Source organism: Comamonas guangdongensis, assembly GCF_041079535.1.
GTDB classification, from domain to species: Bacteria; Pseudomonadota; Gammaproteobacteria; order Burkholderiales; family Burkholderiaceae_C; genus Comamonas; species Comamonas guangdongensis.
The window spans coordinates 89,340-103,014 of record NZ_JBFYGN010000016.1 but is presented as its reverse complement, the minus strand read 5'-3'; the positions used below and the strand labels follow the sequence as shown (position 1 = coordinate 103,014).

The 13,675-nt window shown below is 64.7% G+C and carries 17 protein-coding genes; 7 read left to right on the top strand and 10 right to left on the bottom strand.

Annotated elements, in window-relative coordinates; translation table 11 throughout:
* The first annotated feature begins 140 nt into the window (after positions 1 to 140).
* The 3 genes from lptA (at position 141) to AB6724_RS14540 (ending at position 3,234) form a co-directional block, all read left to right on the top strand.
* Positions 141 to 797: a lipopolysaccharide transport periplasmic protein LptA gene (gene lptA, locus AB6724_RS14550; RefSeq protein WP_369339239.1), complete on the top strand. Its 657-nt coding sequence runs from the start codon at positions 141 to 143 to the stop codon at positions 795 to 797.
* Positions 794 to 1,576, top strand: coding sequence for an LPS export ABC transporter ATP-binding protein (gene lptB, locus AB6724_RS14545; RefSeq protein WP_369339238.1), 783 nt, complete (start codon positions 794 to 796; stop codon positions 1,574 to 1,576). The genes lptA and lptB overlap by 4 nt, the downstream gene beginning before the upstream one ends.
* A 62-nt stretch (positions 1,577 to 1,638) precedes the next feature.
* Positions 1,639 to 3,234 carry an RNA polymerase factor sigma-54 gene (locus tag AB6724_RS14540; RefSeq protein WP_369339244.1) on the top strand — a complete coding sequence of 532 codons (1,596 nt, stop codon included), beginning with the start codon at positions 1,639 to 1,641 and terminating at the stop codon, positions 3,232 to 3,234.
* 162 nt (positions 3,235 to 3,396) lie between these two features.
* Here the strand turns inward: AB6724_RS14540 and AB6724_RS14535 are convergent, their stop codons facing one another.
* Positions 3,397 to 4,317, bottom strand: coding sequence for an aspartyl/asparaginyl beta-hydroxylase domain-containing protein (locus AB6724_RS14535; RefSeq protein WP_369339237.1), 921 nt, complete (start codon positions 4,315 to 4,317; stop codon positions 3,397 to 3,399).
* 159 nt (positions 4,318 to 4,476) lie between these two features.
* Positions 4,477 to 4,815, bottom strand: coding sequence for a tRNA-binding protein (locus AB6724_RS14530; protein WP_369339236.1), 339 nt, complete (start codon positions 4,813 to 4,815; stop codon positions 4,477 to 4,479).
* Between the two features lie 159 nt (positions 4,816 to 4,974).
* Here AB6724_RS14530 and AB6724_RS14525 point away from each other — a divergent pair, with 159 nt between their 5' ends.
* Both AB6724_RS14525 and AB6724_RS14520 read left to right on the top strand, forming a co-directional pair.
* Positions 4,975 to 6,258, top strand: coding sequence for a THUMP domain-containing class I SAM-dependent RNA methyltransferase (locus tag AB6724_RS14525; protein ID WP_369339235.1), 1,284 nt, complete (start codon positions 4,975 to 4,977; stop codon positions 6,256 to 6,258).
* Positions 6,255 to 6,746 (top strand): PIN domain-containing protein, encoded by a 492-nt coding sequence (locus tag AB6724_RS14520; RefSeq protein ID WP_369339234.1) that lies wholly within the window; start codon positions 6,255 to 6,257, stop codon positions 6,744 to 6,746. Before AB6724_RS14525 ends, AB6724_RS14520 begins: the two co-directional genes overlap by 4 nt.
* On the opposite strand, the gene fos is transcribed toward AB6724_RS14520, so the two are convergent.
* Positions 6,747 to 7,157 (bottom strand): fosfomycin resistance glutathione transferase, encoded by a 411-nt coding sequence (gene fos, locus AB6724_RS14515; protein ID WP_369339233.1) that lies wholly within the window; start codon positions 7,155 to 7,157, stop codon positions 6,747 to 6,749.
* 319 nt (positions 7,158 to 7,476) lie between these two features.
* Here fos and AB6724_RS14510 point away from each other — a divergent pair, with 319 nt between their 5' ends.
* Positions 7,477 to 7,797, top strand: coding sequence for a DMT family transporter (locus AB6724_RS14510; RefSeq protein WP_369339232.1), 321 nt, complete (start codon positions 7,477 to 7,479; stop codon positions 7,795 to 7,797).
* Between the two features lie 21 nt (positions 7,798 to 7,818).
* On the opposite strand, the gene AB6724_RS14505 is transcribed toward AB6724_RS14510, so the two are convergent.
* Positions 7,819 to 8,481 (bottom strand): hypothetical protein, encoded by a 663-nt coding sequence (locus AB6724_RS14505; RefSeq protein WP_369339231.1) that lies wholly within the window; start codon positions 8,479 to 8,481, stop codon positions 7,819 to 7,821.
* A gap of 152 nt (positions 8,482 to 8,633) precedes the next feature.
* Here AB6724_RS14505 and AB6724_RS14500 point away from each other — a divergent pair, with 152 nt between their 5' ends.
* The gene (locus tag AB6724_RS14500; RefSeq protein ID WP_369339230.1) at positions 8,634 to 9,782 is read left to right on the top strand and encodes a 3-deoxy-7-phosphoheptulonate synthase; all 1,149 of its coding nucleotides are present in this window, start codon (positions 8,634 to 8,636) and stop codon (positions 9,780 to 9,782) included.
* A gap of 23 nt (positions 9,783 to 9,805) precedes the next feature.
* Here the strand turns inward: AB6724_RS14500 and AB6724_RS14495 are convergent, their stop codons facing one another.
* The 6 genes from AB6724_RS14495 to ureE all read right to left on the bottom strand — a co-directional run bounded on the left by AB6724_RS14495 (position 9,806) and on the right by ureE (position 13,585).
* On the bottom strand, positions 9,806 to 10,324 hold the full coding sequence (locus AB6724_RS14495; protein WP_369339229.1) for a GNAT family N-acetyltransferase: 519 nt from the start codon (positions 10,322 to 10,324) through the stop codon (positions 9,806 to 9,808).
* A complete protein-coding gene (locus tag AB6724_RS14490) occupies positions 10,321 to 10,818 on the bottom strand; it encodes a RidA family protein (protein ID WP_369339228.1) in 498 nt (165 codons plus the stop codon). The genes AB6724_RS14495 and AB6724_RS14490 overlap by 4 nt, the downstream gene beginning before the upstream one ends.
* A 507-nt stretch (positions 10,819 to 11,325) precedes the next feature.
* Positions 11,326 to 11,982: an urease accessory protein UreG gene (ureG, locus tag AB6724_RS14485; protein ID WP_369339227.1), complete on the bottom strand. Its 657-nt coding sequence runs from the start codon at positions 11,980 to 11,982 to the stop codon at positions 11,326 to 11,328.
* Positions 11,983 to 11,993: 11 nt separating this feature from the next.
* Positions 11,994 to 12,347, bottom strand: coding sequence for an antibiotic biosynthesis monooxygenase family protein (locus AB6724_RS14480; RefSeq protein WP_369339243.1), 354 nt, complete (start codon positions 12,345 to 12,347; stop codon positions 11,994 to 11,996).
* 13 nt (positions 12,348 to 12,360) lie between these two features.
* A complete protein-coding gene (locus AB6724_RS14475) occupies positions 12,361 to 13,080 on the bottom strand; it encodes an urease accessory protein UreF (protein WP_369339242.1) in 720 nt (239 codons plus the stop codon).
* Positions 13,061 to 13,585 carry an urease accessory protein UreE gene (ureE, locus tag AB6724_RS14470; protein ID WP_439329873.1) on the bottom strand — a complete coding sequence of 175 codons (525 nt, stop codon included), beginning with the start codon at positions 13,583 to 13,585 and terminating at the stop codon, positions 13,061 to 13,063. The genes AB6724_RS14475 and ureE overlap by 20 nt, the downstream gene beginning before the upstream one ends.
* Between the last annotated feature and the right edge of the window lie 90 nt (positions 13,586 to 13,675).

The following is a 13,675-nucleotide window of genomic DNA, read 5'->3' as shown; positions in this document are numbered from 1 at the left end:
TGCCAACCCCGCAAGCCATGCTCCTCGCGGCTATCGGCGTTTTTCCACACTCAACGGGGACATAGCCTTTTTTTATGGGTGATTTTCATGGCCGCGTCAAAAAGGGAATGACTACAATGGATGCAAGAAACGTGCCTTCCATGAAAAAACGACTTTTTCCTCTTGTGCTGGCCTGCGCTCTGGCGGCAGCGACCGGCATGGCCCACGCCGAAAAGGCCGACAGCGCCAAACCCATGAACATCGAGGCCGATGCGCTGCGCCACGATGAGCTCAAGCAGACCAGCGTGTTCACCGGCAATGTGGTGATGACCAAGGGCACCATCGTGCTGCGCGGCACCCAGCTGGATGTGCGCCAGGACGCCGAAGGCTATCAGTACGGCGTGATCGTGGCCGAGCCCGGCAAGCGCGCCTTCTTCCGCCAAAAGCGTGACACCCTGCCCGGCCAGCCCGAGGAATTCATCGAAGGCGAAGGCGAGACCATCGATTACGACGGCAAGGCCGACATCGTCAAATTCATCCGCCGCGGCGAGATGCGCCGCTACCGCGGCGGCCAGCTCAGCGACCAGGTCACGGGCTCCATCATCGTCTACAACAACATCACCGACATCTACACCGTGGACGGCCAGAAGACCAGCGGCGGCCTGCCCAGCTCGTCCGTGGGCCAGGGCGGTCGCGTGCGCGCCATCATGGCGCCCAAGGACGGCACGCCCGGAGCCCAGCCCAAGCCGGCGACTCCGGCCACGCCGCTGCGCCAGAGCATGACCCTGGGCGGTGACAAAGGCGACGAGAAGAAATGAGCGCCTCCGGTTTTCCCAACAGCCGCAGCGGCGAATCCGACAGCCGTCTCGAAGCCAAGCATCTGGCCAAGTCCTATGGCAGCCGCAAGGTGGTCAAGGACGTATCGCTGTCCGTGCAAAAAGGCGAGGTCGTGGGCCTGCTCGGCCCCAACGGCGCCGGCAAGACCACCTCGTTCTACATGATCGTGGGCCTGGTGCGCAGCGACGGCGGCGATATCTTCATCGACGGCCATTCGGTGGGCAATATGCCTATCCACCAGCGCTCGCGCCTGGGCCTGTCCTATCTGCCGCAGGAGGCCTCGATCTTCCGCAAGCTCAGCGTGGAAGACAATGTGCGCGCCGTGCTGGAGCTGCAAAAAGACGAGCAGGACAAGGCCTTGAGCCGCGACGAGGTTGAGCAGCGTCTAACCAGCCTGCTGCAGGAGCTGCGCGTCGACCATCTGCGCCAGTCGCCCGCGCTGGCGCTGTCCGGCGGCGAGCGCCGTCGCGTGGAAATCGCGCGTGCCCTGGCCACGCAGCCGCGCTTCATTCTGCTGGACGAGCCTTTTGCCGGCATCGACCCGATTGCCGTGATCGAGATCCAGCGCATCATCGGCTTTCTCAAGGAGCGCGGCATAGGCGTGCTCATCACCGACCATAACGTGCGCGAGACGCTGGGCATCTGCGACCACGCGTTCATCATCAGCGACGGCCATGTGCTGGCCGAAGGCACGCCCGAGGAGATCGTGGAGAACGCCGATGTGCGCCGCGTTTATCTGGGCGAGCACTTCCGCATGTAAGAGCCCCGTATGCCTGCACGCCATTCCGCTTTCATCGTTGTGCCAATGCGGGAGGTTTGCTCTTGAAGCCAGGCCTGTCGCTACGCGTTTCGCAGCATCTGTCGCTCACGCCCCAGCTGCAGCAATCCATTCAGCTGCTGCAGCTGTCCACGCTGGAGTTGGCGCAGGAAGTCGAGCAGATGCTGATCGACAACCCGTTTCTCGAGCAGGCCGGCGACGAGGGCGATGCGGGCGGCGACGCTCCTGCCGAGATAGCGGCTGGCGCTGCCGAAGCCAGTGCTCCCGAGGTGTTTTCGTCGGAAAAGGAAGTGGCAACTGCGCAGACAGCTTCCGAATCCGTAGCGGAAACCGCGGCGCCCGAGACTCCCGAAACCCTGAATTGGGAGGCCGAGGGCCTCGACGGCCAGGACGGCGAATGGGGGGGCGAGGCCAGCAGCGAATGGGAGGCGGCCGGCAGCTCCACGCGCAACCGCGAGGGCGACGATGAAACCGACGCCATAGACCTGGCCCGCGGCCACGAGAGCCTGACCGAATTTCTGCACCGCCAGGCGCTGAGCCTGCATCTGGGGGCCGAGGACTGTGCGGCCCTGCGCTTTCTCATCGAGTCGCTGAGCGACGACGGCTATCTCGAAGACTCGCTGGCCGAACTGGCCCGGAGCCTGGCTGGCGAGGACCTGGAGGAGCGCGAGGAGCTGGAGCAGCGCTTTGCGATTGCGCTCAGGCTGCTGCAAAGCCTGGAGCCCGTGGGCGTGGGCGCGCGTGACCTGGCCGAATGCCTGCAGCTGCAGCTGCGCGAGCTGATCCGCAGCGCCGAGGACGAGGGCACGACCGAGGCGCGCATGAACCAGCTGCTGCTGGCCCGTTCCATCTGCGCCCAGCCCATGGACCTGCTGGCGCGGCGCGATCTGCGCAAGCTCGCCAGCCTGTGCGGCGCACGCGAGGAACAGCTGCGCGAAGCCATGGCCTTGATTGCACGCCTGGAGCCGCGCCCGGGCCGGCGCTTTGCCGACGTGGAGCGCCAGATCGTCGTGCCCGATGTCATCGTGCGCCCGGTGCGCGCCGGCTCGGGTCGCATGGATTTCGCCGTGCAGCTCAACCCCGACGTCATGCCCAAGCTCAAGGTGCACGATGTCTATGCGGGCGTGCTGCGCCGCCACAAGAGCAGCGAAGGCCATGCGGTGCTGCAGCAGCAGCTGCAGGAGGCGCGCTGGTTCATCAAGAACATCCAGCAACGCTTCGACACCATATTGCGCGTCTCCGAAGCCATCGTGGAGCGGCAGAAGAACTTCTTCGTGCATGGCGAGTTGGCCATGCGCCCGCTGGTGCTGCGCGATATCGCCGACACTCTGGGCCTGCACGAATCCACCATCAGCCGCGTGACCACGGCCAAGTACATGGCCACGCCCCAGGGCACCTTCGAGCTCAAGTACTTCTTCGGCTCGGGCCTGGGTACGGAAACCGGCGGCAGCGCCTCGAGCACGGCCGTGCGCGCACTGATCAAGCAGTTTGTCGATGCCGAAGATCCGAAAAAGCCGCTATCGGATGCCAAGCTGGCCGATATGCTCAAGGAGCAGGGCATAGAGTGCGCGCGCCGCACCGTGGCCAAATACCGCGAGCAGCTCAAGATTCCGACCACCACGCTGCGCAAGGCGCTGTAGCGAATTCAAAAAACAAAAAGCCGTTGAATACATCAGCGGCTTTTTGGTTGGGGCATACGGCCTGATGAAGCAAGCCCCAAGTGAGAGACAGCGAGCAAGAGCCGCCTCGCGGCGAGGCTGTCGTCCCCCTTGGGGGAAGGCGCAAAGCGCCTCAGGGGGTTATCAAGAAACCATCCACCAGATAAACCAGACCAGCACGCCGATCATCAGTCCGAACTTGAGAATCTTGTAGAAGGTCGGATTCCAGTCGCGGAAGGCGCGGCGGTATTTGCCCGCGTAGAACGAGATCTTGAACAGCTTGCTGATCATGCCGCGCGGGTCGCCCTCGTTGTTGGGCGAGCTGGCCGCGGCCACCACGTTCTTGCCCAGCCAGTGGTTGAGCCACTGGGCAAAGCCGTTGGTCATGGGACGCTCCACGTCGCAGAACAGCACGATGCGGTTGCCTTCGCTGCGGTTCTCGGCCCAGTGCATATAGGTCTCGTCGAAGATCACGCCCTCGCCCTCGCGCCAGCTATAGGGCTGGCCGTCCACCTCGATCATGCAGCGGTCGTCGTTGGGGGCTAGCACGGCCAGGTGGTAGCGCAGCGAGCCCGCGTAGGGGTCGCGGTGCAGATTGAGCTTGGCGCCCGGCGGCAGCTCGGCGAACATGGCCGCCTTCACGTTGGGAATGGACTGGACCAGGGCCGTGGTCTTGGGGCACAGCTCCATGGCCGAGGGGTGGGCGTCGCCATACCATTTGAGGTAGAAGCGCTTCCAGCCGGTCTTGAAGAAGGAGTTGAAGCCCGCATCGTCGTTGTTGGCCGCGGCCTTGATCTGCATGTTCTTCTGCAGATTGACGGCTTCCTCGCGGATCTCGCGCCAGTTGGCCTGCAGCGGCGCCAGCTCGGGGAAGGTGCTGGTGGGCAGGTAGGGCGTGCGCGGCACCTTGCTGAACATCAGCATGAAGACGTTGAACGGCGCGGTGAACGTCGAGTGGTCGAACAGCTGGCGCAGCACCTTGTGCCGCACCTTGCCGCGCAGGTGCATGTACAGCCCGCAGCCAAAGAAAAGCAGCACCAGTGCCAGGACGATGATTTTTGCCATAACTTCCAATTTTACCGGGGGGCTCGGAACGGGGCCATGGGGCAGATCAAACCGGCGTCGCTTGAGGGAGTATCGAGACGTCGACGATCTCCCCGCGCGGGTTGCTCGCGATGTGTATGGAGTGCGCTAGATGGCCCAGGCCACGGCACTGCCGCGCGCCTACAGCAGCCTAGTGCCCAGCGGCACATGTTGATCTGGCACGCATAGCGCCACATGGCCGTCGGCATTGTGAAAGCCGGTGACCAGGCATTCGCTCATCAAAGGACCGATCTGCTTTTTGGGAAAGTTCACCACGGCCACGACCAGGCGGCCGACCAGCTCCTCGGGCCGGTAGAGCTGGGTGATCTGGGCGCTGGACTTGCGCAGACCCAGTTCAGGGCCGAAGTCCACCTGCAGCTTGTAAGCGGGCTTGCGCGCTTCCTCGAACACCTCTGCCTGCACCACGCGGCCCACGCGCAGCTCCACCTTCATGAAGTCGTTCCAGCTGATTTCTTCCATGTCTTGTTGCTCCTTGGGCCCGCATCATGCCCGTGCCGCGGCGCCCATCTGTAGAGCAACGCTTGTCGTGCGCGGGCACTGGAAAAGGCCTAGCGCGTATGCTTACGCCCTGTCATGCGCGCCAAGCGCCTGCGCCGCCGCTGGCGCGCCCCTAGTTTTATGAACCAACTGCATTTGTTTCTGCCCTGCGCCGCCGGCGTCGAGGGCCTTCTGGCCGACGAGGTCCACGCCATCACCGGCGCCAGCGGGCAGGATCTGCTCGTGGGCCGGGGCGGCGTCATGCTGCGCGGCATGTGGCGCGATGCCATGCTGCTCAATCTGCACAGCCGTCTGGCCCAGCGCGTGCTGGTCGAGCTCTCGCACACCATGTACCGCAGCGAGAACGATCTGTACCGTGCAGCCAGCGAGGTGGCCTGGGAGATCTGGTTCACGCCCAAGGAAACCTTCAAGATCGAGGTGACGGCCCAGCACAGCCCGCTGACCAGCCTGAATTTTGCCGCGCTCAAGGTCAAGGACGCGATTGCCGACCGCTTCCGCGCCAAGCGCAACGGCGTGCGCCCCAGCGTGGAAACCCACCACCCCGATGTGCGCGTGCACCTGCACCTGACCACCGACGGCGCGACCCTCTATATCGACACTTCGGGCGAGGCGCTGTTCAAGCGCGGCTGGCGCGAGGACAAGGGCGATGCGCCGCTCAAGGAAACCCTGGCCGCCGCCATGATCGCGGCCTCGGGCTGGAACCCGCATGGCGACAACCCCCAGCCGCTGTACGACCCCTGCTGCGGCAGCGGCACCGTGGTGATCGAGGCCGCGCAGATCGCGCGCAGGATTCCGGCCGGCATTCTGCGCCGCTTTGCGTTCGAGAAGCTGGTGCCGTTCCAGCGCCATGTCTGGGAAGCCATGCTGGACGAGGCCGAAAGCCGGATCCTGCCCGAGTCGCCGGTGGGCATTTACGGCTCCGACATCGCCTTCCGCATGGTGGACTTTGCCCAGCGCAATGCCGAGCGTGCCGGAGTGGCCGAATCGGTCAACCTGCGCGGCGGCGATGCGCTGCAGCGCATGCCACCCTGCGAGCAGCCGGGCCTGCTGCTGCTGAATCCGCCCTATGGCGAGCGCATTGCAGCCGCCGGCAGCGCCGGCCGCAATGCGGCGGAGCGCATGGGCCAGGTCGAGCGCGCGGGCCGCGAAACCGCACAGACCGAGGACGGCGGCGAGTTCTTCAGCCAGCTGGCCAGCCACTGGAAGAAGAACTACAGCGGCTGGAGCGCCTGGATGCTGACGCCCGACCTCAAGCTGCCGAGCAAGATGCGGCTCAAGGAGTCGCGCCGCACGCCCATGTGGAACGGCCCCATCGAATGCCGTCTGTTCCGCTTCGACATGATCAAGGGCGCGGTCAAGGCCCGCAAAAGCGATGGCGCTGCCGCCGAAGGTGGCCAGGCATGAAGATCGTGTTGAAGTGGCCGTCCTGCAACGACGGCTATGAGGGCCCGCTGCCGCGCCCCGTGGTGCTGGATACGAATGTGGTGCTGGACATGCTGATCTTCGACGATCCGCATATTCCGCCGATCCGCGAACTGGTGGCCAGGGGCGAGATGCGCTGGATCGCCGATGAGGCCCAGCGCATAGAGCTGGAGCGCGTACTGCGCTACAGCCAGATCGCTCCGCGCGTGTCCTTCTACGGCAAGACGCCCGAGGGCGTGATGGCGGCCTTCGATGCGGCCGTCGAATACATGCCCGAGGCGCCCAAGATCCGCTTTACCTGCACCGATCCCGACGACCAGCATTTTCTCGATCTGGCCAGCCAGCACAGCGCGCTGCTGGTCAGCAAGGACAAGGCCGTGCTCAAGCAGCGCAAGCGCGTGGCCATCCATTACGGGGCGACGGTGGGGAATATCGTGCAGCTGGTCGAGGCGCAGCTGGCAGAGGCCTGATCAGTCGAAAAACTCCATGCCCGCATAGGGCTGCAACCGGCATTGCGCCAGGCGGCTCTCCAAGGTGCCCACATGGGCCTCGAGCCGGTGGCCGTCCGGATCGAGGAAGTAGAAGGAATCGCCCTCGCTGCGGTTGCTCTTCCATTCCTTCACGCCATGCGCTGCGGCCTGGGCCGCAAATGCCGCAAAGTCTGCTTGCGCAAGGCTGAACGCGTAGTGGGTGTAATCGGGCCCGGACACGGTGCTGCGGCTCGCATCCACGGACAGGCACAGCCAAAGCTCGCCAAGCTCCAGATAAGCGCCCGAGGCCCATCGCGCACGCAATCGAAAGCCGAGCAGCTCGACATATAAACCGAGGCTGCGCTGCAGGTCTGTGACGGCGAGCGTCAGATGGTTGAGTCCGGTAAGCATGGCGGCGGCAGAAAAGATGACCGTGCAAGTGTGCTAGCTGCATGACTCGGGGGGGCGGGATGGGCGCTCCATCAGGGCTGCGCTAGCGCCCCGTGAGCGTGGATAGCTATCGAAATAAAAGCGAACCGCTTCTGTCTGGGCCGTCGGGCCGTTGATATGGCGGCGGCCATCTGTGGTCCCGCAACCACCCATGGCTGGCCCGGATTTGTGCACTGCGGCTAATATTCACCCATGCAGGGACGACCTTGCCGGGGCATGCAGCGCATGGCCTGTTTCTTTGCCGGGACGACCTGGCCATCCATCTCTTCAGAGGTTTGTCATGGCTTGGGTTTATCTACTGGTCGCCGGTGTGCTTGAAGTGGTCTGGGCTTTTACGATGAAGCAGTCCAACGGCTTCACCAACATCAAGTACAGCGCCATCACCATCGTGGCGATGATCGTCAGCTTCGGCCTGTTATCGGTGGCCATGCGCACTCTGCCCCTGGGCACGGCCTATACGATCTGGACCGGCATAGGTGCGGTGGGCGCTTTTGCCGTGGGCATTGCGGTGCTGGGCGAATCCGTCACTCCAACGCGCCTGGGCGCGGCGGTGCTGATCGTCAGCGGCCTGGTGCTGATGAAGCTCTCGGCCGGGGAATAAGCGCCGCCCGTGTGCGGTGAATCAGCGCTCCATGGCGGCTGGCGTCTCCGGCGCCACCGGGCATTTGCTCAGCCACAGTGCCAGTCCCCGCCGGTAGGCGGCCGGGTCCATGGCATCGCTGTGGCGGGGGATATGGTAGGCCTTGCCCTCGGCCGCGAGCCGGGCGCCGGCCACCTTGTAGAACTCGGGCGTGGCCTGCAGGCTCACGATCTGCGCCCATTCCAGCCGCTCCCGCCCACCTCGGGCATGGATCAGGGTGAAGCCCTGATCGTCCAGCTGCAGGCGGTAGTCGCCCTCCAGGCGCCGCAGGCGCGCCCGCAGACTTGCCCGAGTCAGCCGCTGGTGCAGGCCTTGCAGCGGTGGCCTGCGCAGGGCACGGCGTGCGCGCAGCGCTGCCAGCAGGCGCGCCGAGTAGCGCTTCCACAGCAGGATGCAGAGCGCGATCGAGATCAGCATGGCGATGATTTTCTCGAGGCTCAGCGGCTCGCCGGGCCGGGCGATGGTCAGCAGGCCGCCGCCCAGGCCCAGGCAGAGCAGCAGCGGGGCGAGCCAGCGTTCCTGCCAGCCCGCCATCCGCGCCTGCAGGCGGGCCTGTTGCCGCGCGTGCCTCTGCATCTCGCGCTGCAGCGCGGTCTGCAGCCGGGATGCGGTGTGGGCCGGGGTGATGGTGAACTGCAGTTCCATGGGCGGTGGTGTCCGGTCTTCTGGTGGCTGGAAGGCCGACAGTCTATCGGCGCGGGGCGTGAGGCCGTCCAGCCGGCGACTGCAGGCCGCTTAACGCAGTCGCCGATGGGGGCGAGCGCGCGGGGTATAGCGCAGGGCGCGACAATAGCGGGATGACTTCCTCCACGACGCCCCTGCCTCCTGGCGCGGCACCGGCCCGCAAGGCCGTGCCCGCTAGCCCCAAGCTGACCACGCTGGACAAGACCCGCATCGACGACACGCGCATCAAGATCGTGCGCCCGCTGCTCACCCCCGCCCTGCTCGAGGAATGGCTGCCCGTGACCGAAGAGGCGCAGCAACTGGTCGAATCCAGCCGCGCCGCCATCTCGCGCGTGCTGCATGGCCAGGACGACCGGCTGATCGTGGTGGTCGGGCCCTGCTCCATCCATGATCACGACCAGGCCCTGGACTATGCGCGCCAGCTCAAGCGGCAGGCCGACGCGCTCAAGGACGAGCTGCTGATCGTGATGCGCGTCTACTTCGAGAAGCCGCGCACCACCGTGGGCTGGAAGGGCTATATCAACGACCCGTACCGCGACGGCAGCTTTGCCGTCAACGAGGGACTGGAGCTGGCACGCCGCCTGCTGCTCGACGTGCTGGCGCTGGGCCTGCCCGCGGGCACGGAGTTCCTGGATCTGCTGTCGCCGCAGTTCATCAGCGACCTGGTCAGCTGGGGCGCGATCGGCGCGCGCACCACGGAAAGCCAGAGCCATCGCCAGCTGGCCAGCGGCCTGTCCTGCCCCGTGGGCTTCAAGAACGGCACGGACGGCGGCGTCAAGGTGGCCAGCGACGCGATATTGGCTGCCGAGTCCTCGCATGCCTTCATGGGCATGACCAAGATGGGCCAGAGCGCGATCTTCGAAACCCGCGGCAATCAGGACTGCCACATCATCCTGCGCGGCGGCAAGGCCCCCAACTACGATGCCGCCCATGTGCAGGCGGCCTGCGAGATGCTGGAGAAATCGGGCCTGCGGCCGCAGGTGATGATCGACCTGTCACATGCCAACAGCAGCAAGCAGCACCGCCGCCAGATCGAGGTCGCGGCCGATGTGGCGCAGCAGGTGGCTGGTGGCGACAAGCGCATCACCGGCGTGATGATCGAAAGCCATCTGCACGAAGGCCGCCAGGACATCGTGGAAGGCCAGGAGCTGCAGTACGGCGTGTCGCTGACCGATGCCTGCATCAGCATGGAGCAAACGATTCCGGTGCTGGAGCAACTGGCGCAGGCGGTGCGCACGCGCCGCGCCAAGGCCGCGGCCTAAGCCCGGGCCTCGGGCCGCCCGGCCTAAAGCTCCAGCGTCAGGCGCAGCATGTCCTTGAGCTGCACGCCACGCTCCCACAAAGGCGTGGTGTAGTTCAGCAGAAAGAAGTCGCGGTCGATGTCGGTGACGCGAAAACCCAGGCGCTGGTAGAACAGCAACTGGTCGCCGAAGCTGCCCGTGCCCACTTCCAGCTGCCGCACGCCGCGCTCGCGCATCTCGCGTATGGCGCGGTGCAGCAGGGCCGAGCCTATGCCGTTGCGCTGCCAGGCCGGCGCCACGGCCATATTCATCAGCTCCCAGGTCTGCAGGCCATCGTCCCGGGGGTGCAGCACGCAGACCCCGATCAAGGCCCCGAGTCCGCTGGGCGTGAAATTCGCGGTCTGGCGCGCCGCAAAACAGATGGAGCCCTGCAGGTAGCGCCTGACCTTCTCGCGCGACGGGTCGGCCAGCAGCAGCAGCGGCCAGGGCGCCTCGGCCGGGTTCATGGCGGTGATATGCCAGGCGGCCGGCAGGCTGGATTCGGAGAGCTTGGAGACGGTCATGAGGCCTCCCGGACCGAGGCCGTGAGCTCCACTTCCACCGTGGCATTCTTGGGCAGCTGGCATACGCCTATGGCCGAGCGTGCATGCACGCCGGCTTCGCCCAGCACCTCGTGCAGCAGATCCGAGGCCGCATCGGCCACCTCGCTGTGCTGGGTGAAATCCTGGCTGCAGTGCACATAGACCGTCATGCGGCCGACGCGGCGCAGGCCGTCTAGGCTGCCCAGCTCGCGCTGCAGCAGCATCAGCGAGCGCAGCGCCGAGATGCGCGCCGCATGGCGGGCCTGCTCCAGCGTCGCGTGGCCCTGGCGCGCTTCGCCGGGGGCCACAGGGCCGACCGAAACGATCTGGCCGTTCAGGCGCGGCAGCTGGCCGCTCACATAGAGCAGAGCGCCGTCGCGCACCACGGGGCGATAGTGGCCGCCGGGCTGGATGTCGGCGTCCATGGGGCAGCCCAATGCATCGGCCACCTGCTGCAAACCTTGATCACGCACCATTTCCACTTCCCGCCGGTCGGCATCTATGCCCACCCATATGTGTTGTTAACAGGCGATAGCGTAGCAGCCAGTGCCCGAATTGGGGCGCAAATCGGCGCGACTAGCGCGAAAAAACGGCGCGTTTGATGCAGGAAGCCGGCGGGTTTCACAAAAAACAAGCTTGTCGATTGCGCAGCGGCGGGATCATGCAGCACATGAGAGATGCCTGGGGCGGTTTGTGCGCAACAGACGGGTTGGCGAAAAATGGCCTGTGGTTTATACTTAGAAACAAGGGTTAACCCTTAAGGTTAAACCCGGTGATTGCGGTGTTTGAGATGCTCACCGTCCATCGCTTGCAGTGCATCTCTCGAGATAAAGAAAGTTCATCATGCGCCAAGCTATCGAATCCCTGATTCACTTCATCCAGGAAGCGCGCGAGTTCCACCTCGAAGTCGCCAACCAGTAATTCTTCCTGCTCTCTAGCCCAGCCGCCGTTCGAGGCGGCTTTTTCATGCGCGCTGGCGGCTGCTAGGCCAGCAGCCCCTGCTTCTCGATGAACGCCACCACCTCGTCCAGGCCTTCCAGTGTCTTGAGGTTGGTCATCACAAAGGGCTTGAGTCCCTTGGGCGTGGTGCGCTGCTTGATGGTGTCGCTGCGCATGATGTCCAGATTCGCACCCACATAGGGTGCGAGGTCGGTCTTGTTGATCACGAAGAGATCGCTCTTGGTGATGCCGGGGCCGCCCTTGCGCGGAATTTTTTCGCCCGCGGCCACGTCGATCACGTAAATCGTCAGGTCGCTGAGTTCGGGGCTGAAGGTGGCGGCCAGGTTGTCGCCGCCCGACTCGATGAACACGATGTCGGCATCCGGGAAGTCCTTGAGCATGCGGTCGATGGCTTCCAGATTGATGGAAGCGTCCTCGCGAATCGCCGTATGCGGGCAGCCGCCGGTCTCCACGCCCATGATGCGCTCGGCGGGCAGGGCGCCGCTGATGGTCAGCAGGCGCTGATCTTCCTTGGTGTAGATGTCGTTGGTGATGGCGACCAGGTCCCATTTGTCGCGCATGGCCTTGCACAGCATTTCCAGGATGGTGGTCTTGCCCGATCCAACGGGCCCGCCTATGCCCACGCGCAGCGGCGGCAGTTTCTTGGTGCGATGGGGAATATGGTGCAGTGCGGTCGACATGGTGACTTCCTTCAACGATGAACAGCTTGCGATCGGCGGGCCATGCCGTAGGCGCGTTCCACCTTGGCAATGCGCAGCTCGAAGTGCTGATACCAGGTGGTGTGGCCTTTGTCCTGGGCGATCCGGTGTTCGGCGTTGCGTTTCCATTGGCGGATCGCTTCCTCGCTTTCCCAGTAAGACACGGTGATGCCGAAGCCCTGGGCATCGCGGGTGCTTTCCGCGCCCAGATAGCCGGCCTGCTGGCTGGCCAGCTCCGCCATGCGGTCGGCCATCTCACCATATCCTTGCTCTCCCGGGGTGCGCTGGGAGGTGAAGATGGCGGCGTAGTAGGGAGGTTGGGGCGTTGCGGCGAACAAGGCATGCATCCTGTGTGTAGGCTCAGCTGCGGAAAAGCCTAGAGTATTGGTGTTCATGCTGGGCCGAGAGAATGGCCAGCATGGGCGAGAAAGCCTGTCTTGCGCCATCTGGTAGCGCCAGAGCATGCTCCACGGCCGCGGGGATTTCCCCGGTCAATCGCGCCAGAATGCGCTGGCCCGCGCTCTGGCCCAATGGCATGGCCTTGATGGCGGCCTGAACCATGTTCTCGGCCCAGCCAAAGGCGTAGGCCAGCAGCGCATCGCGTGCCGATGCACCGGTGCCATGTGCGGCCAATGAAAAAGCGACGGGATAGCTTGCATCCTGCGCGGCCAGCCAGGCGATGGAGACCTGCTGGGCTGGCTCCGCGGCATAGCGGTTTTTCAGCCATTCGGTCAGCGAGCGTCCCATCTGCTCGGTCTGCAGCCGCAGCTCGCTGGTTTCGCGTGTGGTTCTTACCCACTGGTTGAGTGCGGCAATGCGCGCCAGATCCGCGCTTTTCCAGGCCGGCATCGCCTGCGCGATCACCGCCATATCGCCGCGCGACTGAGTCAGGTGCAGCTGTTGCACCAGCCAGTTCGATGCTTCGGTTTCCGTAGTGACCAGCGCAGCATTGATGGCCGCTTCAAGCCCCTCCGAATAGGAGAATCCGCCTATGGGCAAGGCCGGTGAGGCCAGCCACATCAGCTGCAGAAAGCTCTGCGCGCCAAGAGCCAGCAGCGGCTCAATGGGCGTGGTGGTCATGCGAATGTCCATGGCCGTGATGCTGGTGGCTGTGGCCGTCATTGGTCACATGGCCGCCATAGGCTCCGCCTTCGGGCTCGAAGGGAAGATCGGCCTCGACCACGGTCATGTGCATGCTGCGCAGCATATCGGCCAGCACATGGTCGGGCTCTATCTTCAGATGGTCGGGCTGCAGCTCTATGGGGACGTGACGGTTGCCCAGATGGTAGGCCGCGCGCATTAGATCGAAGGGCGACCCATGCTCGGCACAGGCCGTGATGCGCAGTACCTTCTGCGGCGCGGCCTGCACGCGGATCAGCGAGCCGTCCTCGGCCACCAGCACGTCGCCGCCACGCACGGCCTGGCCGCGCGGCAAAAAGACGGCCAGCTCGCGACCCTGGCTGTCGGTGGCTGCAAAGCGCGATTTCTGGCGTATGTCCCAGTCCAGCTCCACGTAGGCCGCGCGCTTGAGAAGCACGGCGGAGAGGCCTTGGCCTTGCGGCAGCAGTTTGTTGGCAGTCAGCATGGTGAATTCGGCATCAGAATGGGAGCGGCTCAAACCAGATTGGCGCATATGTTGCATGTGCTGCTCATTGCAATGATTTTGAAGGTTGGG

Bases quoted from the DNA above. Each gene is read 5' to 3' on its own strand.
- lptA (WP_369339239.1), top strand. From the start codon at position 141: ATGAAAAAACGACTTTTTCCTCTTGTGCTGGCCTGCGCTCTGGCGGCA.
- lptB (WP_369339238.1), top strand. From the start codon at position 794: ATGAGCGCCTCCGGTTTTCCCAACAGCCGCAGCGGCGAATCCGACAGC.
- AB6724_RS14535 (WP_369339237.1), bottom strand. From the start codon at position 4,317: ATGGCAAAAATCATCGTCCTGGCACTGGTGCTGCTTTTCTTTGGCTGC.
- AB6724_RS14530 (WP_369339236.1), bottom strand. From the start codon at position 4,815: ATGGAAGAAATCAGCTGGAACGACTTCATGAAGGTGGAGCTGCGCGTG.
- AB6724_RS14525 (WP_369339235.1), top strand. From the start codon at position 4,975: ATGAACCAACTGCATTTGTTTCTGCCCTGCGCCGCCGGCGTCGAGGGC.
- AB6724_RS14520 (WP_369339234.1), top strand. From the start codon at position 6,255: ATGAAGATCGTGTTGAAGTGGCCGTCCTGCAACGACGGCTATGAGGGC.
- fos (WP_369339233.1), bottom strand. From the start codon at position 7,157: ATGCTTACCGGACTCAACCATCTGACGCTCGCCGTCACAGACCTGCAG.
- AB6724_RS14510 (WP_369339232.1), top strand. From the start codon at position 7,477: ATGGCTTGGGTTTATCTACTGGTCGCCGGTGTGCTTGAAGTGGTCTGG.
- AB6724_RS14505 (WP_369339231.1), bottom strand. From the start codon at position 8,481: ATGGAACTGCAGTTCACCATCACCCCGGCCCACACCGCATCCCGGCTG.
- AB6724_RS14500 (WP_369339230.1), top strand. From the start codon at position 8,634: ATGACTTCCTCCACGACGCCCCTGCCTCCTGGCGCGGCACCGGCCCGC.
- AB6724_RS14495 (WP_369339229.1), bottom strand. From the start codon at position 10,324: ATGACCGTCTCCAAGCTCTCCGAATCCAGCCTGCCGGCCGCCTGGCAT.
- AB6724_RS14490 (WP_369339228.1), bottom strand. From the start codon at position 10,818: ATGGTGCGTGATCAAGGTTTGCAGCAGGTGGCCGATGCATTGGGCTGC.
- ureG (WP_369339227.1), bottom strand. From the start codon at position 11,982: ATGTCGACCGCACTGCACCATATTCCCCATCGCACCAAGAAACTGCCG.
- AB6724_RS14480 (WP_369339243.1), bottom strand. From the start codon at position 12,347: ATGCATGCCTTGTTCGCCGCAACGCCCCAACCTCCCTACTACGCCGCC.
- AB6724_RS14475 (WP_369339242.1), bottom strand. From the start codon at position 13,080: ATGACCACCACGCCCATTGAGCCGCTGCTGGCTCTTGGCGCGCAGAGC.
- ureE (WP_439329873.1), bottom strand. From the start codon at position 13,585: ATGCTGACTGCCAACAAACTGCTGCCGCAAGGCCAAGGCCTCTCCGCC.